Source organism: Craterilacuibacter sp. RT1T, from assembly GCF_023502145.1.
In the GTDB taxonomy this organism is placed as follows: Bacteria; Pseudomonadota; Gammaproteobacteria; order Burkholderiales; family Chromobacteriaceae; genus Craterilacuibacter.
On sequence record NZ_JAMFLI010000002.1, the window covers coordinates 341802 to 366037 of the forward strand.

The 24236-nt window shown below is 60.5% G+C and carries 20 protein-coding genes; 11 read left to right on the plus strand and 9 right to left on the minus strand.

All coding sequences use genetic code 11. The features are described from left to right. Positions 1 to 9: 9 nt before the first annotated feature. Complete coding sequence (pgeF, locus tag M3P88_RS05435; protein ID WP_249615025.1) at positions 10 to 774, minus strand: peptidoglycan editing factor PgeF; 765 nt, start codon at positions 772 to 774, stop codon at positions 10 to 12. Then, complete coding sequence (rluD, locus tag M3P88_RS05440; RefSeq protein WP_249615026.1) at positions 761 to 1852, minus strand: 23S rRNA pseudouridine(1911/1915/1917) synthase RluD; 1092 nt, start codon at positions 1850 to 1852, stop codon at positions 761 to 763. Before rluD ends, pgeF begins: the two co-directional genes overlap by 14 nt. Here rluD and M3P88_RS05445 point away from each other — a divergent pair. Beyond that, a complete protein-coding gene (locus M3P88_RS05445) occupies positions 1851 to 2642 on the plus strand; it encodes an outer membrane protein assembly factor BamD (protein ID WP_249615027.1) in 792 nt (263 codons plus the stop codon). The two genes, rluD and M3P88_RS05445, sit on opposite strands and share 2 nt — an antisense overlap. Positions 2643 to 2727: 85 nt before the next feature. Continuing rightward, the gene (locus tag M3P88_RS05450) at positions 2728 to 3720 is read left to right on the plus strand and encodes a zinc-dependent alcohol dehydrogenase family protein (protein WP_249615028.1); all 993 of its coding nucleotides are present in this window, start codon (positions 2728 to 2730) and stop codon (positions 3718 to 3720) included. 68 nt (positions 3721 to 3788) lie between these two features. Here the strand turns inward: M3P88_RS05450 and M3P88_RS05455 are convergent, their stop codons facing one another. After that, on the minus strand, positions 3789 to 4127 hold the full coding sequence (locus M3P88_RS05455) for a P-II family nitrogen regulator (RefSeq protein ID WP_249615029.1): 339 nt from the start codon (positions 4125 to 4127) through the stop codon (positions 3789 to 3791). A gap of 145 nt (positions 4128 to 4272) precedes the next feature. Here M3P88_RS05455 and purL point away from each other — a divergent pair, with 145 nt between their 5' ends. From purL to aqpZ, 5 genes are all read left to right on the plus strand, one after another. After that, entirely contained in the window at positions 4273 to 8229 is a 3957-nt protein-coding gene (gene purL / locus M3P88_RS05460; RefSeq protein ID WP_249615030.1) for a phosphoribosylformylglycinamidine synthase, read from the plus strand. Between the two features lie 218 nt (positions 8230 to 8447). Next, entirely contained in the window at positions 8448 to 10715 is a 2268-nt protein-coding gene (locus tag M3P88_RS05465; protein ID WP_249615208.1) for an EAL domain-containing protein, read from the plus strand. A gap of 153 nt (positions 10716 to 10868) precedes the next feature. Continuing rightward, positions 10869 to 12335, plus strand: a complete 1467-nt coding sequence (locus M3P88_RS05470; protein WP_249615031.1) for an SLC13 family permease — start codon at positions 10869 to 10871, stop codon at positions 12333 to 12335. A gap of 119 nt (positions 12336 to 12454) precedes the next feature. Beyond that, positions 12455 to 14806: a phosphoketolase family protein gene (locus M3P88_RS05475; RefSeq protein ID WP_249615032.1), complete on the plus strand. Its 2352-nt coding sequence runs from the start codon at positions 12455 to 12457 to the stop codon at positions 14804 to 14806. Positions 14807 to 14860: 54 nt separating this feature from the next. After that, positions 14861 to 15553 (plus strand): aquaporin Z, encoded by a 693-nt coding sequence (gene aqpZ, locus M3P88_RS05480; RefSeq protein ID WP_249615033.1) that lies wholly within the window; start codon positions 14861 to 14863, stop codon positions 15551 to 15553. 93 nt (positions 15554 to 15646) lie between these two features. Here the strand turns inward: aqpZ and M3P88_RS05485 are convergent, their stop codons facing one another. Continuing rightward, positions 15647 to 16153: a YgjV family protein gene (locus M3P88_RS05485; RefSeq protein WP_249615034.1), complete on the minus strand. Its 507-nt coding sequence runs from the start codon at positions 16151 to 16153 to the stop codon at positions 15647 to 15649. A 316-nt stretch (positions 16154 to 16469) separates the two neighbouring features. Between M3P88_RS05485 and M3P88_RS05490 the strand changes: the two genes are divergently transcribed. Next, positions 16470 to 17249: a basic amino acid ABC transporter substrate-binding protein gene (locus tag M3P88_RS05490; RefSeq protein WP_249615035.1), complete on the plus strand. Its 780-nt coding sequence runs from the start codon at positions 16470 to 16472 to the stop codon at positions 17247 to 17249. A gap of 62 nt (positions 17250 to 17311) precedes the next feature. Here the strand turns inward: M3P88_RS05490 and M3P88_RS05495 are convergent, their stop codons facing one another. Genes M3P88_RS05495 through M3P88_RS05515 form a run of 5 tightly spaced genes read right to left on the minus strand, consistent with a single transcriptional unit; the run spans position 17312 to position 20946 of the window. Beyond that, complete coding sequence (locus tag M3P88_RS05495; protein ID WP_249615036.1) at positions 17312 to 18184, minus strand: peptidoglycan-binding protein; 873 nt, start codon at positions 18182 to 18184, stop codon at positions 17312 to 17314. A 41-nt stretch (positions 18185 to 18225) separates the two neighbouring features. Beyond that, positions 18226 to 18972 carry a lysozyme inhibitor LprI family protein gene (locus M3P88_RS05500; RefSeq protein WP_249615037.1) on the minus strand — a complete coding sequence of 249 codons (747 nt, stop codon included), beginning with the start codon at positions 18970 to 18972 and terminating at the stop codon, positions 18226 to 18228. Further along, positions 18966 to 19469 carry a TPM domain-containing protein gene (locus M3P88_RS05505; protein WP_249615038.1) on the minus strand — a complete coding sequence of 168 codons (504 nt, stop codon included), beginning with the start codon at positions 19467 to 19469 and terminating at the stop codon, positions 18966 to 18968. The genes M3P88_RS05500 and M3P88_RS05505 overlap by 7 nt, the downstream gene beginning before the upstream one ends. After that, positions 19469 to 20326, minus strand: a complete 858-nt coding sequence (locus M3P88_RS05510) for a TPM domain-containing protein (RefSeq protein ID WP_249615039.1) — start codon at positions 20324 to 20326, stop codon at positions 19469 to 19471. The genes M3P88_RS05505 and M3P88_RS05510 overlap by 1 nt, the downstream gene beginning before the upstream one ends. After that, positions 20323 to 20946: a LemA family protein gene (locus tag M3P88_RS05515; RefSeq protein ID WP_249615040.1), complete on the minus strand. Its 624-nt coding sequence runs from the start codon at positions 20944 to 20946 to the stop codon at positions 20323 to 20325. The genes M3P88_RS05510 and M3P88_RS05515 overlap by 4 nt, the downstream gene beginning before the upstream one ends. Before the next feature lie 224 nt (positions 20947 to 21170). On the opposite strand from M3P88_RS05515, the gene M3P88_RS05520 reads away from it, so the two are divergent. From M3P88_RS05520 to M3P88_RS05530, 3 genes are all read left to right on the plus strand, one after another. Then, positions 21171 to 21419, plus strand: coding sequence for a hypothetical protein (locus M3P88_RS05520; protein WP_249615041.1), 249 nt, complete (start codon positions 21171 to 21173; stop codon positions 21417 to 21419). Positions 21420 to 21483: 64 nt separating this feature from the next. Beyond that, positions 21484 to 22395 carry a transglutaminase domain-containing protein gene (locus M3P88_RS05525; protein ID WP_249615042.1) on the plus strand — a complete coding sequence of 304 codons (912 nt, stop codon included), beginning with the start codon at positions 21484 to 21486 and terminating at the stop codon, positions 22393 to 22395. Then, complete coding sequence (locus M3P88_RS05530; protein ID WP_249615043.1) at positions 22388 to 23518, plus strand: M23 family metallopeptidase; 1131 nt, start codon at positions 22388 to 22390, stop codon at positions 23516 to 23518. Before M3P88_RS05525 ends, M3P88_RS05530 begins: the two co-directional genes overlap by 8 nt. The last annotated feature ends 718 nt before the right edge of the window (positions 23519 to 24236 follow it).

Below are 24236 nucleotides of genomic sequence, written 5' to 3' on the forward strand. Positions count from 1 at the left end.
AGTATAGGCTTAAGATGTTTGCGTGGGTGCGGTTTCCGGGCAATCCAGCCAGATCAGGCTGGCCATGCGTCCGCTCACGCCATCGCGCCGGTAGGAGTAAAAACGGTCGCGGTCGATCACGGTGCAAAAGTCCCCGCCATAAACCGCCGTCACGCCGTATTCGGCCAGGCGCTGGCGGGCCAGCAGGTAAATGTCGGCCAGAAATTTACCGTCGCCGATGTCCTTGAACGCGGCATCGGCTTCGCCGGCATGGGCCAGAAATACACTGCGTACTTCCGGCCCGACTTCGAATGCGTCCGGCCCGATTGCCGGCCCCATCCAGGCCAGAATTTCGTCCGGCGCGACCTTCATTGCCGCGACCGTCGCTTCGAGTACCCCGTCCGCCAGACCGCGCCAGCCGGCATGGGCCGAGGCCACCACGCTGCCGGCGCGGTCACAGAACAGCACCGGCAGACAGTCGGCGGTCATGACCACGCTGGCCTTGCCGCACTGGTAGGCGACACTGGCATCGGCTTCCGGCGGGTTTTCACCCAAAGACGCGACATCCACCACCACCGTGCCGTGTACCTGATTGAGCCAGGCGGGCTCGCAGGGCACGAAACGGCGCAGGATCTCGCGGTTTTCCGCAACATGTTCGGGTGTATCGCCGACATGCGCCGCCAGGTTGAAACTGGTGTAAGGCGCAACGCTGACGCCGCCGGAGCGGGTCGTGACCAGAGTGCGAACATGCGCCGGTGCCGGCCAGTCGGCGCTAAGCCAGTCAGTCGCGAACATACATCACCTCGACACCCTCGTCGTCGCTCTCGTCCCAGTCGTCGTCCAGGTCATCCTCTTCCAGATTGGCCAGCATCAGCTCTTGTGCTTCGCCGCGCATAATGGCCAAGAGGGCGCGCATATCATCGGGAATGCGGGCGGTCCAGGTCTTGGTTTCGCCGGTCGCCGGATGCTGCAAGCTGAGGCGGAAAGCGTGCAGAGCCTGACGTGCCAGCCCTTTGACGGCGCGTGCGACATCCTCGCCCATTTTGTGGCGCGGATCGCCATAGACCGGGTCGCCGGCCAGCGGATGTTTGGCTTCGCGCATATGGACGCGGATCTGGTGGGTGCGGCCGGTTTCCAGACGGCACTCGATATAGCTATGGTCGGCAAAGCGCTCCAGCACCCGGACATGGGTGATGGCCTGCTTGCCGCCGAATTTCACGCAGGCCATTTTCAGGCGGTTGTGCGGGTCGCGGCCGATATTGCTGTTGATGGTGCCGTCGAACGGCACCACGCCATCGGCGACAGCGCGATAAAGGCGCTTGACGGTACGCGCCTGCATCTGGCGCACCAGATTGGTTTGCGCTGCCAGCGTCTTGGCCACCACCATCAGTCCGCTGGTGTCCTTGTCCAGACGGTGCACAATGCCGGCGCGCGGTACTTGGGCAATGTCCGGAAAATGGAACAAGAGGGCATTGAGCAAGGTGCCGGACCAGTTGCCCGCAGCCGGGTGCACCACCATGCCGGCCGGTTTATTGACGACCAGAATGTGTTCATCCTGATAAATAATGTCCAGCGGCAGGTCTTCCGGCAGGTAGGCGCGGTTTTCCGCCGTTTCGACCGGCTCGACCGACAGGACTTCGTCGCCCATTACCTTGGTTTTTCCAGCAACGACGGCGCCGTTGAGGGTGACGTGGCCGTCCTTGATCCATTGGGTCAGGCGGCTGCGCGAGTGTTCCGGCATCAGTTTGGCGATGGCGCTGTCCAGCCTTTCGCCTGCCAGTGAAAGCGGAATATGCATGATGCGGGGCGCCGACATCTCGTTTTCTTCCGAGATGTCGTTATAATCGTCGGCATCGAAATAAGGATTGGTCATGAAAAGATATCTTGCTGCGATGTTGGTGGTTGCGGGCCTCGCCGGTTGCGCTTCAACTAGCGAGCCTAACGATGAAACGCGTGGCTGGACGGTCGAAAAGATCTATGGCGAGGCGAAAGACGAGCTTAATAGCGGCAATTATACGCGCGCGATCAAGCTCTATGAAACTTTACAAGCACGTTACCCCTATGGCCGTTATGCGCAGCAGGCGCTGATGGACCAGGCCTACACCCATTACAAGGATGCAGAACCGGAGCTTGCCATTGCCGCGGCCAACCGTTTTATACGTCTGTATCCGGCGCACCCCAACCTTGATTACATGTACTACCTCAAGGGCTTGGTCTACTACAACGACGATAGCACGTCGCTGGCCAAGTGGACGGGGCAGGACATGAGCGAGCGCGACCCCAAGGCGGCCAGCGAAGCCTTTAACGCTTTTCGCGATCTGACAACCCGTTTCCCTGATAGCCCGTACAGCAAGGATGCCGCCGAAAAAATGCAGCGTCTGGTTGATGCGCTGGGCGGACACCAGATGCATGTGGCGCGTTATTATATGAAGCGTGGAGCCTGGCTGGCTGCGGCCAACCGCGCACAGGATGTCGTGCGCGAGTACAGTAACACAGCTTATCGTGAAGAAGCGCTGGCCATCATGGTGGTGGCGTATGATCAGCTGCAAATGAAGCAGTTGTCCGACGATGCCCGCCGCGTGCTGGTGCTGAACTATCCGCAAAGCGCCTATCTGGCCAAACCATGGCAGGTCAAGGAAACCTCATGGTGGAAGTTCTGGTAAGCCTGCGCTTGCCTGACCGTTGACATTCAGACATGAAACCAGAGCCGCATTGCGGCTCTTTTCTTAAGCCGGGAAAGGTCAAGACATGAAAGCCATGGTTATCCATCAGTGTGGCGCCCCCTCCAAGTTCGAACTGGCCGAGTTGCCTTTGCCCGAGCCACAGGCCGGGCAGGTGCGCATCAAGGTGATGGCCAGCGGGGTGAATCCTATTGATTGCAAGATACGTTCGGGTGCGGTGCCATTGGCGCCTGCCTTTCCCGCTGTGTTGCAAGGCGATGTGGCCGGCGTGGTCGATGCGCTAGGCCCCGGGGTGGCCGGGTTTGCCGTGGGTGATGCCGTGTTTGGTTTTATTGGCGGCCTGAAATCCCACTCGGGCGCTTTGGCCGAGTTTGCGCTGGCCGATGTGCGCCTGCTGGCGCATAAGCCTGCGGCGCTGGATTTTGCCAGTGCGGCGGCTTTGCCTGTTGTGGGCATGACCGCATGGGAAGGCTTGATCGAGCGCGCCGCTTTGGTGCCCGGGCAGTCGGTGCTGGTGCAGGGCGGCGCGGGCGGGGTGGGGCATATTGCCGTGCAACTGGCGCATGCGGCGGGTTGCCGCGTGGTGGCGACCGTGTCGGGCAAGGATAAGGGCAAGCTTGCCAGGCAACTTGGGGCGGACGAGGTGGTGTATTACCGCGATGAGGCGGTGGCCGATTATGTAGCACGCCTGACCGGCGGGCGCGGTTTCGATGTGGTATTCGACAGTGTGGGCGGCGTGTCGCTGGATGCATCCTTGCAGGCGGCGGCAGTCGGCGGCCGGGTGATTGCCATTGCCGCGCGTTCCACCCATGATTTGTCGCCCATGCACAGCAAGGGGCTGGACTTGTCGGTGGTGTTCTCCCTGGCACCCTTGCTGTACGGGCAGGGTCTTGAGCGCATAGGTCAGCGTTTGCGCCAGTTGGCGTTGCTGGCTGAGGCGGGCAAGCTGCGCGTGCTCTTGGATGCGCGGGTGTTTACCTTGCAGGCCGTGGGTGCGGCACATGCGCTGGTCGAGTCTGGCGGTGCGCATGGCAAAGTGGTGGTGCGCGTGGCGGGCTGAGTGCGGCGGGCAGAATAATCAATAAGGCGGCGTCAGACCCGGCCGCCTTTTTCCATGCTCAGGCTGGCTTAGATGGCTTCTTCATTGGTTTCGCCGGTACGGATGCGTACGACCTGCTCGACGGCAGTGACGAAAATTTTGCCATCGCCGATTTTGCCGGTGCGGGCAACGGCCACGATGGATTCGATGGCGCGCTCTACCAGATCATCGGGTAGCACCAGTTCGATTTTGACCTTGGGCAGGAAGTCGACCACATATTCCGCGCCGCGGTACAGCTCGGTATGCCCCTTTTGCCGGCCGAAGCCTTTGACCTCGGTGACGGTCAGGCCATTGATGCCGATTTCGGACAAGGCTTCACGTACTTCATCCAGCTTGAATGGCTTGATGATGGCTTCGATTTTTTTCATATGATCTCCGTGCCGGTTATGCTTCCGACAAATATAGTCATTGCAACGACCACGATATTATTACATCGTTGACCGGTTTTGCTTATAAAAAACCCTATTATCCTGTATTATTCGCCGCTTCCCTGGTATTTGTTGCGGGTGTCGAATGTCCTATATTCTCAAGCTGCGGGGTGGTGCTGCCCTGTCTTCTTTCCGTCTGGAAAAACTACTTGATGCAGCCCTTGATGCCGGTTTGCCCAAGTTGGCGATATCCGCCGAATTCTGGCACTTTGCTGACTGCAGCGAAGCGCTCAGCGAACAAGAGCAGTCTGTGCTGGCACAGCTGCTGACCTATGGTGCGCCGCAGCTCTGTGCACCGGCTGCCGGTGAATTGTTTTTGGTGACACCGCGTCTGGGGACGCTGTCGCCATGGGCTTCCAAGGCCAGCGATATTGCCAGTCATTGCGGGCTGGAAAAAATCCGCCGCATCGAGCGTGGCGTGGCTTTTTATATCGATGGTGCCGCGGCACTGGACGCGGCGGCACGCCGCACCCTGCTTGCCTTGTTGCACGACCGCATGACCGAAACGGTGCTGTTTAGTCTGGATGAGGCTGAGCGCCTGTTTACCCATTTCGATCCGCAGCCGATGAGTTCGGTGGATATTCTGGCCGGCGGACGCGAAGCCTTGCTGCTGGCCAATAGCGAACTGGGTCTGGCCTTGTCGGATGATGAAGTCGACTATCTGGTCGAAAACTTCACGCGCATGGGGCGCAATCCTAGCGACGTCGAATTGATGATGTTTGCGCAGGCCAACTCCGAACATTGTCGTCACAAGATTTTTAACGCCGAATTTATCGTCGATGGCGAGCAGAAGGCCAAATCGCTGTTCCGCATGATACGCGACACGCATGACGCGCATCCTGAGGGCACGCTGGTGGCCTATAGCGATAACTCCTCGGTGATCGAAGGTGGCTTTATCGAGCGCTTCTATCCTGCGCCCGATTCGCATCAGTACGCCTTTACCCAAGAGCCGACCGCCATTCTGATGAAGGTGGAAACGCATAACCACCCGACGGCCATTTCGCCATTCGCCGGTGCTGCAACCGGTAATGGTGGTGAAATCCGCGACGAAGGCGCAACCGGTCGCGGTTCGCGCCCGAAAGCGGGTCTGACCGGTTTTTCTGTCTCCAACCTGAATATTCCCGGCTTCAAGCAGCCGTGGGAGGCTTACAGCGAAACGCAGGCCGAATACGGCAAGCCGGGGCGTATTGCATCCGCGCTGGACATCATGCTGGAAGGGCCGATTGGCGGCGCTGCCTTCAATAACGAATTCGGCCGCCCGAACTTGGCCGGCTACTTCCGTACGTTTGAAGAAGAAGTGCAAGGCGAGATGCGCGGCTACCATAAGCCGATCATGATTGCCGGTGGCGCAGGCAATATCCAGAACCAGCAGATCCATAAAAACATCATTCCGGAAGGCGCTTTGCTGATCCAGTTAGGCGGTCCTAGCCTGTTGATCGGTCTGGGCGGCGGCGCGGCTTCCTCCATGGATACCGGTGCCAATAGCGAAAACCTGGATTTCGATTCGGTTCAGCGCGGCAACCCCGAAATCGAACGCCGTTGCCAGGAAGTGATTGACCGCTGCTGGCAGCGCGGCGCGGCCAACCCGATCGAGTCGATACACGATGTCGGCGCGGGCGGCTTGTCCAATGCCTTCCCCGAGCTGGTGAACGATGCCGGCCGTGGCGCGATTTTCGAGCTGCGCAAGGTGCATCTGGAAGAGTCGGGCATGAGCCCGATGCAGATCTGGTCGAACGAATCGCAAGAGCGTTATGTGCTGGCCATCATGCCGGACGCGCTGGATATCTTTACCGCCATTTGCGAACGCGAGCGTTGCCCGTTTGCCGTGCTGGGCGTGGCCACTGACGATGGCCACCTGCAGGTGCGCGACGATGTGTTCGGCAATAATCCGGTCGATATGCCGCTCAATGTGCTCCTGGGCAAACCGCCGCGCATGACGCGCGATGTATCCAGTGTCTTGCAGCCGGATCAGGTGTTTGATGCTTCGCGCTTCCCGCTGAAGGAAACCGCCTATCGCGTGCTGCGCCTGCCAAGTGTGGCCGACAAGAGCTTTTTGATCACCATCGGCGACCGCACCGTGGGCGGCATGACCGCGCGTGACCAGATGGTTGGGCGCTGGCAGGTGCCGGTTGCGGACGTAGCCGTCACCACCATGGGTTTCAATAGCACGCGTGGTGAAGCCATGGCCATGGGCGAGCGTACGCCGACCGCGCTCTTTAGCGCGCCGGCTTCCGGGCGCTTGGCGGTGGGCGAGGCGCTGACCAATATTGCCGCCAGCTTTGTCGGCAATATCGGCAACGTCAAGCTGTCGGCCAACTGGATGGCGGCGGCGGGTCATCCGGGTGAAGACGCTAATCTGTACCGCACGGTCGAAGCGGTTTCTACGATGTGCCAGCAGGTCGGCGTCAGCATTCCGGTGGGCAAGGATTCGCTGTCGATGAAGACGGTATGGTCGGATGCAGAGGGCAAGAAATCGGTGACGGCGCCGCTGTCGCTGGTGGTGTCGGCCTTCTCGCCGGTTGAAGACGTCAGAAAAACGGTGACGCCGGAGATCAAGGCCGATAAGGATACCGACATCATCCTGATCGATCTGGGCTATGGCCGCTGCCGTCTGGGTGGCTCGGCTTATGCTCAGGTATGGAAGGCGATGGAAGGGCGCGCGCCGGATGTGGAAAGTCCGATGCAACTGGCCAGCTTCTTCAATACCATCCAGTCGCTGCTGCGCGACGACATGTTGCTGGCCTATCACGACCGCTCCGATGGCGGTTTGTTTGCCACCTTGTCCGAAATGATGTTTGCCAGCCGCACCGGCTTATCCATCGATTTGCAGGAACTGGTGATCGAGCGGCGCAATACCCAGCGCTATATTGCCGATTTCGTACAGCCGACAGCGGAGGCCGCAACCCATGGCCGCATCATGCGTGTCCTGTTCAATGAAGAGCTGGGGGCGGTACTGCAGGTCAAGAAGGGTCACACCTCCGAAGTGATCTCGCGCTTTATGAAGGCGGGTATCGGGCGCGAGCTGTTCGTGCTGGGCAAGATCAACAGCAAAGACCGCCTGATCATCAAGCACCGTGGCGAAGAGTTGCTGAACGAAAGCCGTACGGATCTGCAGCGTGCATGGAGCGAGACCAGCTACCGCATGCAGCGCCTGCGCGACAACCCGGCCTGCGCCGACAGCGAACATCTGCTGTTGTCGGATAATAAGGCGCGTGGCCTGTTTGCCGAACTGTCGTTCAATCCGTCCGACAATCCGGCGGCGCCGTTCATTGCCACCGGCAAGCGCCCGCGTATGGCGGTCTTGCGCGAGCAGGGTGTCAACGGTCAGATCGAGATGGCAGCGGCGTTTGACCGCGCCGGTTTCGAAGCGGTCGATGTGCATATGAGCGACATTATTGCCGGACGCGTATCGCTGGCCGACTTCAAGGGCCTGGCCGCTTGCGGTGGCTTTAGTTACGGCGATGTATTGGGTGCGGGTGAAGGCTGGGCCAAGAGCATTCTGTTTAATGCGCGGGCGCGTGACGAATTCAGTGCCTTCTTTGCGCGTCATGACAGCTTTGCGCTGGGTGTGTGCAATGGTTGCCAGATGATGTCCAATTTGTCGGCCATTATTCCGGGCGCTGAAGCCTGGCCCAAGTTCCAGCGTAATGCCTCCGAGCAGTTCGAGGCGCGCTTTGCCATGGTGGAAGTGCCGGCTTCGCCGTCCATCTTCCTTGGCGATATGGTGGGCAGCCAGTTGCCGGTTGTGGTCAGTCACGGCGAAGGCCGCGCGGTATTCGCACCGGGCAAGGAAAACGAAGCCGCGATTGCCTTGCGTTACATCGATTTCGCCGGGCGTCCGACCGAGACCTATCCGATGAACCCGAATGGCTCGCCAGGCGGGATCACCGGTGTGACCACGGCCGATGGCCGCTTCACCATCATGATGCCGCATCCTGAACGTGTATTCCGCACCGTGCAGAACAGCTGGCATCCGGAATCGTGGGGCGAGAACGGCGGCTGGTTCCGCATGTTTGCCTCGGCGCGGCGTTGGGTGGCATAAAACAAGCGCAGTATGTGCTGACAAACTGGAACGGGTGCCCTGCGGCACCCGTTTTTTTGCGGCTATCGCCATTTGATCAAAATTACATTTAGCATCTTTACAGCAAACTGTGTAAACACATAACATGTTAACTATTATCCGCTGCAACCATGTATTGCAGCGGGCTAGCGTAGGGCCGCCTCTGGCGGTTATTGCCGGGGGCATGACAATTGGACCGAGTGATTCGCGAGGCGGTTTTGCCTGCCTGTTTCGGGCAGGTTGAGGGCTTGGAGGAAGTATGCCGCTTGGTCGGCTATGATCCTGCGCAACAAGCGTTGCTGGCCAAGTATGCGGGCGCCTTGACCGGCTTGATCCAGGGTTTTGGCCAGCGTTATTTCGGACAGCTGCTTGAGTCCCATCAGGCCGCTCAGGCCTTGCTGCCGCATCTGGGATCCCGTCTGTGCCTGTTGAGCGATCAGCAGCAAAAACATCATCACGATCTTGCGTGCTTGCCACTGGATGAGGCCCAGGCGCTGCGTGCACGGCAGCTGGGAGAGATGCATGCCCGTATCGGGCTGGATCCAGCCTATCTGGCGGGGCTGGGGGAGTTGCATGTCCAGGCTTTTTCTGCGGCCATCGCTTGTCTGTCGCTGGATGCGGCAGAGCAGGCACGCTTGCTGCAGAGTGTGCGCAAGCGGGTGGGTGCGGACATGGTGTTGCAATTGTCTGGTGCGCTGGCTCTGCAGTCACCTGCGCGTGTTCAGTCCGCGGACCTGTTTCAGCTTGAGCAATTTTCCCGCCTGCTCTTGGGGCTAAGTCATCGGGAAGCCTCTTCATTGGCGGCGAGCGCCTTGCCGCAATACCTGATCGAACTTTGCGGGCAGCATGGTTTTACTGATGCCAGCCTCTATGGTTTGCCCAACGGGCAGTTGCTGGCGGGGAAACGCAGCACGGCAGTCGATTCCGCTTTATCACACATCATTCTGGAAACGCTATCCGGCAGTCATCAGCCCTGCGCCTGTCGTGCCTGCTACCCGGCATTGATCACCGTGCCGCTTATCGGCTCCGGCAAGCCGCTTGCCTTGCTGGTTTTGGCGACGAAAGAAACGGGCAATCTGCCGCCGTCGGTCTGCGACATGCTCGCTGCGATCGGGCGCGAGGCCGCACGCTTGCTGCTCGCCGCCGCTGGACAAGCCAAGCTGACGCCTGCAGAGCAGGAGTTGGCCTACTTATCCCGTCACGACAGTCTGACCGGTTTATCCAACCGCACCCACTTGCTGACATTGCTGGATAGCATGCCCGCTGGCGAGCGCTGGGTCGCGGTACTGGCGATTGATGGTTTTCATGAAATCAATGCACGGCTTGGACATGATTTTGGCGACCGGGTATTACTCAGCTGTGCCAGCCGGATCACGCCTATGCTGCCATCCGGTAGCGGTGTGGGACGGGTGGGGGCGGCGCGCTTCCTCTTATATGGCCATGGTGCCGAGGCGCAGCTGGATAGTCTGATTGCGGCCATTGTCCATGTGCTGGAGCAGCCTATCGATCTGGGTAGCGAGCATGTGCAGATCAAGCTCAGTGGCGGGGTGGTGATGGATGAAAGCGGGCACTGCCAGGGGGCAACCTTGCTGCGTCGTGCCGATCTGGCACTGATCCGTGCCCGGCATAAGGGTAATAGTCACTGGCATTATTACGATGCGGCGATGGACGAGGAAATCCGCCAGTTGCACCGCTTGCGCACCGAGTTTGCCCAGGCGCTGGCTCAGGACGAGTTGGCCCTGTTTTTCCAGCCCAAGATTAATCTGCATACGCATGCCGTGATTGGCGTCGAGGTTTTGGTACGCTGGCGCAAAGACGGGCGTTATATTGCACCCGGCCAGTTTTTCCCCGCGATAGAAGCCACAGATCTGATGCGCCAGCTCGATAGCTGGGTATTAAAAGAGACGCTGCGCCATCTGGTGAACTGGCAGCGCCAGTTGCGGGCGCTGCCGGTCAGCGTCAATCTCTCGGCCATGAGCCTTAAGCATGAGGATTTTCTGCCCATGGTTGAGCGCCTGCTGGCACAGTACCCGCAAGTGGCCTGCCTTCTCGAGATTGAGGTGCTGGAAACCCTGTCGCAGCAGGAAGCCTTGCAAATCGCGCACAAGCTTGAGCATTGCCGTACCCTGGGTATTCGTATTGCGCTGGATGATTTTGGCACGGGCGCGTCATCGCTGGTTCATTTGCAGCAGCTGCCGTTTGATACCATCAAGATCGACCAGCGTTTCGTCCGCAAAATGATAGAGTTTCCCGATAACGAGGCCATTATCCGCAGCATGGTTTCTTATGCCAGTCATAGTGGACGCCGTCTGGTGGCCGAGGGCATCGAGAGTCAGCCCATCTGGCAGCGCCTGCTTGAACTGGGCTGCGAAGAGGGGCAGGGCTACGAGATTTCGCCGCCCATGTCGGAAGAAACACTCTCTTTATGGTTGATGGAGTGGCATGCCGGCATGGCTATATCGGCATAAATACAGCCGTTTCATGGTCGATGGTACCGGCGTTTGGCATTTTTGTGCTTAAATTTTATCCATAAAGAATAAAATTTACTTGAGATAGATTGTGCTTTTACTTTATCCTCATAGAAAGATTGCAATAAAAATCATTCTACTTTGGAGAAAAGTATGAACAAAGTCTCGCAACATCGGCAGGATGTAGCGCAGGAAATGGGCTGGACAGCATGGGCGGGTTTTGTGCTGGGCCTGCTGCTGCTTGCTGCAACCCTGATCACCTCGCCACCGGATGGCATGTCGGTTGAGGCTTGGCGCTGCGTCGGCCTGGCGCTACTGATGGCGGCCTGGTGGTCGACTGAAGCGATTCCGATTCCGGCGACCGCCTTATTACCTATCCTGATGATCCCGCTCTTGGGTTTGGGCACCATCAGGACCGCATCGGCGCCTTACGCCAATCCGACCATATTCCTTTTCCTGGGCGGCTTTATCCTCGGTCTGGCGCTGGAGCGCTGGAATTTGCATAAACGCATCGCGCTGTTGACGCTGCGCGCCGTGGGTTACCAGCCGCGCCGCCAGATTGCCGGCTTTATGCTGGCGACGGCGTTTCTCAGCATGTGGGTCAGCAATACCGCCACCACCATTATGATGATGCCGATCGGCCTGTCGGTGATTGCTTTGCTGACACAGGATGACGAGACCTCGGAGCAACAGGCTTTTGCTACTGCCTTACTGCTGGGTATTGCCTACGCTGCCAGCGTAGGCGGTATCGCCACCTTGATCGGCACGCCGCCAAATGCCTTGCTGGCTGCCTTTCTTAAAGACAGCTATGGCGTGCACATCGGCTTTGGCCAATGGATGCTGATCGGCCTGCCGGTTGCTTGCGGCATGTTGCTGTTTACCTGGTGGTGGCTGACGCGCAAAAACTTCAAGCTGGATACGGCCGAAGCCGAAGGGCTGATTGCCAGACAAATTGCCGAACTGGGCCCGCTAAGCAAGGCCGAGAAAATGGTGGCGGTGGTGTTTGTGCTGACCAGTCTGGCCTGGATATTTCAGCCCATGCTGGCCAAAGTCATTCCCGAAGCCAACGATACCAGTATCGCCATGGCCGCTGCGCTGGCCCTGTTTTGTATTCCGGTTGATGCCAAAAAGCGCGTATTCCTGATGAATTGGGAGCATGCCGGCAAAGTGCCTTGGGGTATTTTGCTGCTGTTCGGTGGCGGCCTGTCGCTGGCCGGCATTATCAGTAGCACCGGGCTGGCGGCGTGGATTGCGACGGCGCTGGGCAGCTTGTCGGCGTTCGAGGGCGTGGCTCTGGTGTTGCTGATCGTGGCGGTGATTACCTTCCTGACTGAAGTGACCTCCAATACGGCTACGGCCGCCGCCTTTTTGCCGCTGTTGGGTGCCTTGGCCGTGTCGCAGGGGCTGCCGCCGGAGATGCTGGCCATTCCCGCCGCGATTGCCGCCAGTTGCGCCTTTATGATGCCGGTGGCGACGCCGCCTAACGCCATTGTCTTTGGTACCGGTCATATGGAAATCAAGTCGATGATGAAAGCCGGCTTTGCGCTGAATATATTTGGTATCTGCTTTGTGTCCGGTGTCAGCTATGCCCTGGTCGGCTTGATCTGGCGCAGCATCTGAGCCCTGCGCATTTGATTCTGACCACCCGGCTATAGGCCGGGTTTTTCATGTCCAGTCTTCCCTTGGCTATGCTCATAGCTATGGCTACGCAGCGTAGCCGGCCAGATCGGGAGGGGCGCATGGTGATGGACAAGGAGGCCCGGCAGTTTCAGGGCGAGCGCGAGGCGGCGCAGTATCGTGCGGCGGATGCGGATTTTGCGGCATGGGCAAGAGGGGTCGGGCCTGTTGTGCATGGCAGTGCAAGCCAGCTGGCAGTCTATCAACTGGCCGGGCGTCTGCTGGCAGCGGGCAAAGTAAACAGCCGCGCGGCGGTGTATGCCCAGCTGCACGCTGCCGATGTGCTGGCTTGTGCCGGCATGTGGCTGGTCGCGCATATGACCTACGCCAGGCGGGTGTATCTGGATGGGCGGGCGCTGGATATTGCCGACTTCAAGCTGCAGCCGGAGGGACACACCGGCGGTTCACTCAATATGGTGCTCGCCTATCTGGGCTATATGGCGGCCAATGCGCTGACGGGTCATACCCGCGCCTGGCTGATGGGGCAGGGGCATTGTGTGGCCGCCATCGATGCTTGCAATGTGTTGCTGGACAATATGAGCCCGGCGCATGCGGCGCGTTACGCCGTGTCCGAGGCGGGGCTTAGCCGGCTGGCCAGTGATTTCTACTCTTATCAGCCAGACTGTCCGCTGGGGAGTCATGTCAATGCCCATACTGCGGGCGGCCTGATCGAGGGCGGCTATCTGGGCTTTGCCGAGTTGCAGTATGTACACATGCCCTTGCCGGGCGAGCGTCTGGTGGCTTTTCTGAGCGATGGCGCATTCGAAGAGCAACGCGGTAGTGACTGGATGAGCCGCTGGTGGCGGGGAGGCGATAGCGGGCTGGTGGTGCCGGTGATGATAGCCAACGGCCGGCGTATCGATCAGAAAACCAGTATGGGCCGCCCCGACGGCGTGGACTGGTTTTGCCGCCATCTGGCGCTGAACGGCTTTGCCCCCATGCTGATAGACGGGCGCGATCCGGCCGCTTTTGCCTGCGCCATTCTCGAAGCCGAAGACAGGCTGGAAGCCACGGCAGAAGCAGTCGCCGCCGGGCGCGCTGTCCTGCCTTTGCCTTTGCCGTATATCGTGGCCGAGACGGTCAAGGGTTGGGGCTTTCCCGGCGCCGGCACGAATGCCGCGCACAATCTGCCTTTATGTGGCAATCCTTCTCTTGATGCGGCGGCGCGTGCCGAGTTTCACGCGGGGGCCGCCATGCTCTATCAGCGCCTGCCCGCCATACAGGACGCGCGTGCCGCACTATCGGGCCATGCCCGGCAAGGCCGGGTGCGCGAGCGCGATAATGCGCTGGCTTGCCGGGATGTTCCCATTCCTCAATGCCCGTTACCGGCGCTGGAGTCTGGCGGCGCATCGTCCCCCATGGATGCGCTGGATGGCGCATTTTGCGCGCTGATCGAGGCCAACCCCGGCCTGCGGGTGCGGGTGGGCAACCCGGACGAGATGCGCAGCAACCATTTGTGCCGCACCTTGGACAAACTCAAACACCGGGTATTGGCGCCGGAAGCCGGCATTGCCGAGGCGCAGGATGGCTGTGTGATTACCGCGCTGAACGAGGAGGCTGTGGTGTGTGCGGCGCTGGCCAATAAGGGCGGGCTGTCGCTGGTGGCAAGCTATGAAGCGTTTGCCGTCAAGATGCTGGGCGCCATCCGCCAGGAGGTGATTTTTACCCGCCATCTGCGTGCGGCCGGCCGCGCGCCGCGCTGGTTGTCGGTGCCGGTGATCTCGACCTCACATACCTGGGAAAACGGCAAGAACGAACAGTCGCATCAGGACACCACCCTGGCCGAGGCCTTGCTGGGCGAGATGGCCGATAGTTGCCGGGTGTTGTTTCCGTTTGATGCGGCCACGGCGGTGGCTGCCTTGCTGTCCTGTTACCGCAGCCATGGACGGGTATGCAACCTTGTTGTGCCCAAGCGGGTGCAGCCACAGCATCTGGATATGGCGGGTGCAGAGCAGGCGCTGGCGCAGGGCTGGGTACGCATTCCCCATGGCGGCGAGCAGTCGCAGGATGTGCAATTGCTGGCCATCGGTGCGGCGCAACTGAACGAGATGCTGGCCGTCTCTGCGGTGCTGGTACGGCACGGCGTGGCGCACGAGGTGATTGCGCTGATTGAACCCGCCCGTTTGCGTGCAGCGCGGGATGCGCCAGAGGCGGCGTATTGCCTGAAGGCGGAGGCCTGCGAGCAAGCCTTTCCTGCCGGTAGTGTGCGCCTGTTGCTGAGCCACACCCGGCCCGAAGTCATGAGCGGTATTTTGTGGCCGCTGGCCAGGCGGGCGCGCGTTTGGCACGCTTTGGGCTATATCAATCAGGGGGGCACGCTGGATGAAGAAGGGATGCTGCATGCCAACCGTGCAAGTCGGCATCATGTGCTGGCATGTTTGTCCGGTGCATTGGGGCGGCAACTGGATGCATGAAATAGCAAGTGATATAATCAAATGCTAATATATTAAATTGAAACGGAGATGAATATGAAAGCCTATCTCGCTGAGGGTATTGGTACTTTCTGGCTGGTTTTGGGTGGGTGCGGCAGCGCAGTGCTGGCGGCCGCCTTTCCTGAACTGGGTATTGGTTTTGCCGGCGTGGCGCTCGCGTTTGGCCTGACGGTAGTCACGGCCTGCTACGCTATCGGCCCGATTTCGGGTGGCCATCTGAATCCGGCGATTTCGCTCGGCCTGTGGGCTGGCGGGCGTTTCCCGGCCAATAAGGTATTGCCTTATATCATTGCCCAAGTGATAGGCGGCCTGATTGCTGCCAGCGTGCTCTATCTGATTGCCAGCGGCAAGGCCGGTTTCGATCTGGCCAGTGGTTTTGCCAGCAACGGCTACGGTGAACACTCGCCAGGCGGTTACGATCTGCGTGCGGTGATGATCTGCGAGATCGTGATGACCATGATGTTTGTGTTTGTGGTGATGGGTTCGACCAGCAAGAAAGCGCCGGCCGGCTTTGCGCCCTTGGCCATCGGCCTGTGCCTGACGCTCATCCACCTGATCTCGATTCCGGTCGACAATACCTCGGTGAATCCGGCGCGCAGTACCGCCGTGGCCTTGTTTGTCGGCGACTGGGCGGTTGCCCAGTTGTGGGTGTTCTGGCTGGCTCCGCTGGTCGGGGGCGTGCTGGGTGGCTGGCTGTACCGTCTGGTAGACGACAACCAGAGCGCCTGATAAATGCGGCGGCCGTGCCGCCTGATTGTAAAAAGCCCGGGAGAGCATGCCCGGGCTTTTTCATGGATGACATGATGGCTATTGCTGCCGCACTCAGGCGAGCCGGTGCTTGCTATGCAGATAGAAGCGGTAATAGCCGACCAGATTGCCGGCCAGAAAGAGCACCTCCATCAAAATAGCCATGGGCGAGCCCGCCAGACTGTTATGCAAGATCCAGATGCAGGTACTCACCATCAGCAAAATCCGCATTCTTTTATCCGAGCCGCTGAACATGGCGATATTCGGCAACAAGGCCGCGGCGCCGGCCAGCAAACTCAAGGCGTTTTGGTAGGTCATGGCCGTTGCAATCAGGGTGAGGCCGATAAAGCCGAACATGATGCGCCGCGAGTTGAAATAGAGGCTGACCGTATTGCGTAAAGCGGCAATCGCCATTAATAGCACCGCCGTCCATTGCTCCAGCAGGAAAAAGTGCAGGCCGATCAAGACGTTGGCTGAAACCAGGCAATACACCACATGCTTGCGCTGCTTGAACTGGAATGTCATGACATCGAAGCACATTGCGATGGCAATGCAGATCTGTGACAGCAAAAACGGGGTCATGGCAACCGCAACTAAAATAAGTGAGAATTTACAATCTTATCTTATCGTTATGCCATCCGTCTTGTGTTGGACGACTGAATTTTAGCGTGGAGCCTGGATTTGCCTGCCCAGCAAGCGGGCCGTACTCGAACTCGCATCGCGATCTTCCCCGCCAAAATGCCTGTTTTTTGATAGTGATTTTTTGCGAATGTGATTGGCTAACGTCATTCCTATACAATATCATCTAGCTAAATTGGATAATTTATCCATTGGAGCGACGCGCTCCGGGGATAGACCATCCACTGCTGACCTTGCTGATGACCTGTAGGAGATAAAAATGAAGCGTTATATCAAGAGCCTTGCCGTCGTATTGACGCTGGTGCTGGCCGCGTGTGGCGGCAAGACGGATACCGTGGCCGAAGGCGGGGCGGGGGCCGATAAGGTGTATCGCATGGGCGTGAATGCGGCATTTGCACCGTTTGAATCGGTGGCTGCCGATGGCAAGTTGCAGGGTTTCGAGATCGAGCTGGCGCAGGCGGTTGCCGATGCAGCAGGGATGAAGGTCGAGATGGGCAATACCCCTTGGGAAGGGATTTTTAACGGCCTGGCCAATGGTGACAGCGATTTTCTGATGTCGGCGATCACCATTACCGAGCAGCGCAAGGCCTCCATGGATTTTAGCGAACCTTACTTTGAAGCGACCCAACTGGTCGTGCTGCCTTCTGGCAAGAACATTGCCAAGGCTGAAGAGCTGAAGGGGATGAAGGTTTCGGTATTGGCCGGCTCCACCGGCGACACCATTGCCCAGAAACTGATGGGCGCGACCAGTACCGATATCAAGCGTTTCGAGTCACTCGATCTGGCACTCAAGGAGCTGGAGAACGGCGGCGTGCAAGCCACCATCGGCGACAACGGTGTCGTGGCGAACTTCATCACCCATAACGGTGGCGACAAACTGGCCGTGATCGAGGGCATAGACTTTGACAAGGAGTACTACGGTATCGCCGTGCGCAAGGGCGACACCGAGCTGCTGGAGAAAATCAATGGCGGCATTCGCAAGGTGAAGGAAGAGGGCACTTACCAGAAAATTTACGAGAAATACTTCGGTAAGGTCTGATTTAAGGCCCTGCAGCCATGCAGCGCCTGCTGACGCCGCATGGCTTGCTGTTAAGCGGCGGCTTACCTGAGTGTGGCCAGCCGCAATTTGATGGCTGCGCGCGTCACGGGCCCGGCAATGCCGTCGGCCTTGATGTGCGCGGCTTGCTGGAAGGCGCGCACCGCGCGTGTTGTCGCCGGGCCATAGCGCCCATCCACCTTCAGCTTGGGGTTCGCCCCCAGATCATTTAACGCCTGCTGCAAGCAGCGGCTGTCATCGTCCGTATCGGCGCGTTGCCACGCGGCTTGATCACTGCTTTGCAATAAGGGCCACAGCCTGGCGAACCAGGCCTTGCGCTCGGCTAAACCGTTGTAGCCGCCATTGATGGCGCGGGTGATGGCACGCATATCGTTTTTGTCGGACAGCGCATTCAGTTTGCCTTCGCGCCACTCGGCGAGTGCCGGCTTGAGTGCATGCGCAGGCGCAGTCACCCATTCGGGGTGGGTTTCGAAGTCGACGCCGCAGGCGTCTCCCATACGGCGGTGGTTGCCGCGGCCGGTGGTTTGCAGCAGGCCGTTGCCGCGAAAACGAAAACCATCCCCCGCTTCGGTATTCCCCAGCTCCCGGGCTTTATGCGCATTGCCCAGCCCATAAACGCGCTCGGCAATCGCCTCGGGGTGGCCGGCGAGTGCGGCCGCCTGCGCCGGGGTGATGGCGGCGCTATGTTGGCCTACGCCAAAAATCTGGCTTAAACGCGGTGCGCTGTAATTCATGTTTTCGCGCAGCACGCTCAAGCCGCCGGTTTCGTGCAGCATCTGCGCCAGAAAGTGGGCAAGCCGTAGCGGTGTATTCAGTTCGTACGCATTCAGCAGCGCGTCGCCTTCGCGCAAGGCTTGCAGGTATTCGGGTTTGGCCTTGGGAAGTAAAGGGGTCAGGATGTCGACTAGCGTTTTCATGGCAATGCCCCGCAGGGTAGAAGCCCCCAGTCTAGGACAACTCAGGGCAGGAACCTGAGCTGGCTAATGCTGTAGCGGCTGGCATCATCATTGCCGCCGAGGCCCTGGCTATCGAATACCACGGCGCGCCGGCCATTACCCACGACCGCCCACAAGCATTCTCCCGCTGCGCCATGAAAGCCCTGGCTGTCACTGATGCCGCAGTCCACCACCGCCAGCAACCCTTGCCAGCCTTTGCCATGCAGGGCATGCGCCGGATAGCTGCCGTTACGCCCGTGCGCGACCCAGCCTTGCGCCGTGCGCTCGAATACCGCCTGCTGCGTCGCGATGTTTTCCCAAGCGCCGCTAAACACTTCGGCACTCAAGCTGGGTGCAGGGTCGCCCCCGAGTGCGATACAGTTTTTGCTGTCACGACAGCCGCGGCTGGGCGGGCGGCTGAGCGGGTAAGGAAAGGCGATGCCCAGCGTGGTGTCGCTCAAATTGCGCCACGCCGAATTCAGTGCCTGCAGTCGTGTGCGGTAAGCCGCGCTCAGGCAGGACACCTCGCGGCAGCGATCACGCGTGCCGGCGAGCCAGGCGCGTTGCTGCGTCTTGAGTAAAGCGGGCTTGGGCGAGGCGGCCAGCGTGGCACGATAGAGGGTGGCGAGCGCCTTGTCCTGTGCGATCAGGGCGGGCTCGGCGCAGATCAGCCGCTCGCTTAGGCTGGCCGCACGCTGGCAGTCAAAGGCCTGCGCGCCTGCAGGCAAGAGCAGGGCCGCAGGCAGCAGCCAGTTTGCCGCGCTCACCATACGACAGGCCGATCGGCAAGTTCATTGGGCTTTGCCGTGCCGTTTGCCGGGTAGTGCTGCTGTAACAGCTGCGTCAGCGCTGCAATGCCGGCAAGAGATCCCTGCTCGAACTGCCCCTGGCGAAAGGCGGCTTCCATGGTGTGGCAAATTGCTTCCCATTGTGCCGGCGCCACGCGTGCGCTGATGCCGCGATCGGCAACGATTTCGACATCACGCTCTGCCAGCAGCAGATAGATCAGTACGCCGTTATTGTGCTCGGTGTCCCATACGCGCAAGCGTGAAAACACCTCGATCGCGCGTTCACGCGCCGGCGTGCCGGCGAGCAGGGCGCGCCCGGACAGTGCGCCTTCTACCGCGAAACACAGCTGGGCACCATGGCTTTGCTCGCCTGCGCGAATGGCGTGTTCGATGGTGTCCAGTAGCGCAGGGCCAAAGCAGCGCCTGAGCTGCCAGCTGCTTAAGCTGAGGTGGCGCACGATGCGTGTCAGTTTCGTCATTACCATCTCCCCGAGGCGCCGCCGCCGCCAAAACCCCCGCCGCCTCCGCCGAAGCCGCCGCCAAACCCTCCGCCATGTCCGCGACTGCGTCCCGAGCCGCTGCGGCTATAAGCGGCCATGTTGCCCATGAGGGTCAGGACAAAAGCCATCAGGCCGGCCAGCAGGGCGAGGATGCCCACGCCCAAAATCAGCCACACTGCGATGGCGATGCCGCCGCCGGTGAGCAGCGCCGCCGGCAAGCGCCCGATCAGGCTGCGCAATACGGCACCGCCGATAAACACCGCCATCAGCAGCAGCGGCGCCAGTTCGGACAGCTGCGTTTGCAGGGATGGCTGCGCCGGCTTGGGGGCGGGCAAGGCTTCGCCCTGAATCACCGCCATCATGCGGCTGAGGCCGGCTTCCAGCCCGGCGTAAAACTGGCCCTGTTTGAAAGCCGGCACGATCACTTCGCTGATAATGCGTTTGCTGGTGGCATCGTTCAGCGCCCCTTCCAGGCCGTAGCCGACCTCGATGCGCAAGGCGCGATCGTCCTTGGCGACCACTAGCAGCGCCCCGTCATCCACTCCCTTGCGCCCCAGCTTCCATTGCTCGGCCGCGCGTAGCCCGTATTGCTCTATGGTTTCATCGCCGGTTGTGGGCACCAGCAAGAGTGCAATCTGGCTGCCTGTTTGCGCGTCAAACGCGGCGAGCCGGGCCTCCAGCGTCGCGCTTTGCTCGGGGCTTAAAGTGCCGGTCAGGTCGGTGACATGGGCGTTCAAGGGCGGTATGGCCACCTGCTGCGCATGCGCCAGCCCACCCCATAGCGGCAGCAACAGGGCAAGCGCCGCGAGCAGATGCCGCACGCGCAGGCTGATCATTGCGCCGGCACCGGTGCAGGAGTGGCGGGATTGTTACCGAAATCGACGGTCGGCGCGGTAGAGATGGCCTGCTCGTTCTCCACGCTGAAATTGGGTTTGACCTGATAACCCATGGCCATCGCCGTCAGGTTGGAGGGAAAGCTGCGCACGCTCAGATTGTATGCTTGCACCGCCTTGATGTAGCGGTTGCGCGCCACGGTAATGCGGTTTTCCGTGCCTTCCAGCTGGGCCTGCAAGTCACGAAAGCCGGTGTCCGACTTCAGTTGCGGATAGCTTTCCGCCACGGCCAGCAGGCGCGACAGCGCGCCGCCCAGTTGCGCCTGATTCTGCTGAAAACGCGCAAGCGCCGCCGGATCATTCGCCAGCTCAGGCGTCATTTGCATGCTGCCCACCCGCGAGCGCGCCTCGGTGACCTGGAGCAGGACGTCTTTTTCATGGCTGGCATAGCCTTGCACGGTGCGCACCAGATTGGGCACCAGATCGGCGCGGCGCTGGTACTGGTTCAACACCTCGGACCAGTTCGCTTTCACCTGCTCGTCGGTCGATTGCAGGGTGTTGTAGCCGCAGCCACTCAGTGTGGCGAGGCCAAGCGCCCATAAAAACATCCACAGTTGTCGCATGCTCTGCTCCTTAACTGAAACGGGGTGGAAATGAGAGAAAAGGCTGGCCTCACCAGCGTAGGACAGGACAAGGGCCGCAGTGGGGCGCGATGGTCTGGCGCGTCACGGCGCGGGCCCGCTTGCGCGAACTGGGGCTGGCTAAAGCACAACAGGCCGATATCAAACGGCAGATGTCGGAGGTGCATGCTGTTAAGATAACATTTATTTATGACTGGGGGTGGTGCATGGCGTATCGGTTGATCTATGTGGCATTTGGCTTGGCCATTCTCTATTTCGAAGCGGCCTTGCTGGACGGCTATGCCGGGCTGTCCGGCTTGCAGCTATTGCTGGCACCACTGGAAGCCTGTCAGGCGCTGGGTTTTTCCCTGGCTTTTGGTCTGGGGTTGCCGGCATGGCTGGCATTGGGCCTGTCCGCACTTTTAATGTTGCTGCCGGTCTGGCTGCTGCCGCGCAGACTGTTGCGGCGCAGATAGTTCGCAGCCGGGCGCAGTTTATCGTCCGCTTGGATAGTGGCTGCGTGAGTCATGGGGCAAATGAATGGCGGAAGATTTTTCTTATTGCAAGTGTCCACAGTGCGGGCGTGCCAACCGCATTGATCGGCAGCGTGCGGCGTCGCACCGGCCGGTGTGCGGGCAGTGTGCTGCGCCGTTATCCGGCGCGCGGCGCCAGCCTCCCGCCGTACTGATCTTGCTGGGCGTACTGGTATTGGCCTTGCCGGCCAGCCAGTGGGCGATGCCCTACCTTGGCCGAACTGCCGCGCTATGGAGTGCGGTGCTGTGTGTCTGGCTGGTGCTGCGTTACTACCGCGCAACATTCGATGCTGTCTGGAAAGTGATGCTGACCATGTTTGGCCTCAGCGTATGCCTGCTGCTATACGACCGCAGCCCGGAAGCGGGGGCGCTGAAGCTTGCCGGTATTGCGGCCATCTGGCAGGCGCCTGCCGGCACTTTGCGCAGCGAGCCGCACCGGGATTACCTCGCCGCCGTAGATGCGCGCGATGCGCAAATCAATGTGCTGGCCTCACAACTGGTCAGGGGCTGCGCCACGCGCGATCAGGCTTGCGAGGCGGACAGCATCGCGCGCTTTGTCGCCGACCGTATCGATTACCGCAACGATCCGGATGGCGGGCGCGACTATATCAAGCCGCCACGGCAGACGCTGGCGGCGCAGGCAGGCGATTGCGAGGATAAAACCATCCTCGCCGTCAGTCTGCTGGAAACGCTGGGCATCCGTAGTGTGATGGCGTTCGAGCCGGGGCATGTCTATCCGATGGCGTGCTTCGATCAAATCCCCGAAGCACTGCAAGGCAAAGCGGGCCGTCAAATTGCCGGCGCCGGCAACTGCTTTGCGCTGGAGCCCACCGCGAAAAATTCCGGTCTGGGGGTAGAGAAAGACGCCAGCCGAATCGAAGCGGCTTATCTGGTAAAAGGAGGGCAGCGCCTTGACTAAGCATGGCTGGCGTGGCGCACGTTTGGCATTGGGGCTGTTGCTGGCCATGTTGGGGGGCGGCGCATGGGCGTCGGCGTTGTTTATCGAACACTTGCCCGATGGCCGTACCCAGCTTGCGCTGTCGGGCAACGGGCGCTGGGCGGAGACGGTGCAGATTGAAGTCACGCCGGCCTGGGCCTTGCAAGCCTCGACACAAGCGTGGCCGATGCAAGTGGAAATCAGGCCGGAAGAAGTGCGCCGGGTGATTGCCGAGATCAGGCTGGCACCGGGTGCGCAGGTCAGCTTCAATCGTCAAAGCCAGCCCGGACTGGCTTCGGCGCAGCATCAGGATAGCTACCCGTATTTGCGGCCTATTCCTGCGATGGGGGCGCTTGCTGCGGGCAGCGCACAAGGGCGGGCGGTGCTGGGCGAGGCGGTACTGGTCGCGCGCGACGGCATCGTGGTGCGGGCCGAGGCGCATGACGACGCCGGCTATGTGCTTGTCGCCCATGCGGACGGTACGCTGGGGCGTTATAGCGGGGTCAGGCCGGCCATGGATTTGCAGCCGGGGCGCTATGTCAATCGTGGCGGGGTGCTGGGGCAGGGGGTGGGCCATTACACCATTGAGTTCAGTGTGCTGCGCCCGGTCAGGGGGCGTGCCGATGGGCTGGGTCAGCAGGCGGTGGCCTCCGCCGTGTGGGAGGCAGCCGAGCGTGATGTGCGTTCTGTCTCGCGCCTGCCCGCGCTGCCGGACGGCCCGCCTGCCGCCGAGATGGTGCCACCCGTGGCGCAGGCTGCGCCCGCCCGGCTGTCAGGCCCGGTTCGGGAGGATGTAAAGTTTGTCGCACAGGTGCTCGCGGTGACGGCCGGGCTGCTGTTTGTCTTTCCTTTACGCAGGCGGCCTGCAGCGGCTAAGCGGTCGGCACGCCCGCAGCCGGCGTCATCTAAATCCTTTGCGCCGACTCAAGCGCCTGATGCGCAGGTTAATCTTGATGCCTACGCCAGTTTGCTGCGGGCCGTGGGCGGGGATGTGGCGCTGGCTCAGCGGCTGTTGGCTTATGAAGTCAAGCGTGGCAGCCATTCGGCTGATGCCGCGCAAGCGGCGCTGGAGCGTTTGCAGCGGGATAGGGGGCGAAGTGGTTAGCGTAGTGGCTTTGGGGTGGGGGCTTCCCATTGGCGCGGCGGGTTCGTGGGGTTTTTGTAGATGGGTTAGCCGCTGGTGGCGGCGTAACCCATCACACAGCCAGTGGTCAGGGTGGAGTCCGCTGCGCGGACGTATTGGATTGCCGCTTCCGCGCGGCGGACGGGGGTATTTCTTTTGTCTCGCCAAAAGAAATACCCGAAAGAAAAGGCGACCCGAAGCCGCTGCGAAACCCCGCGCCCAAGCCGTCCGCCAAGGCGCCGCCTAACTCGCGGCTCGCTACCGCGATCCGCTCAAACAGGAGGCGGCTTAAAACCTTGGCGGGCGGCTTGGGTGCGGCTTGCGGCTACGGGGCTTGGGTGGCTCTCCATTGGCGTGGTGGATTTGTAGGGTGGGTTAGCCGCCAACGGCGGCGTAACCCACAGAAAATTGCGCCTTGCAAATAGTCGGTGGGTTACGGCCTGCGGCCTAACCCACCCTACGTGCTTTGGGGTGGGGGCTTCTCATTGGCGCGGCGGGTTCGTGGGGTTTTTGTAGGATGGGTTAGCCGCTGCCAGCGGCGTAACCCATCACACAGCCAGAGGTCAGGGTGGAGTCCGCTGCGCGGACGTATTGGATTGCCGCTTCCGCGCGGCGGACGGGGGTATTTCTTTTGTCTCGCCAAAAGAAATACCCGAAAGAAAAGGCGACCCGAAGCCGCTGCGAAACCCCGCGCCCAAGC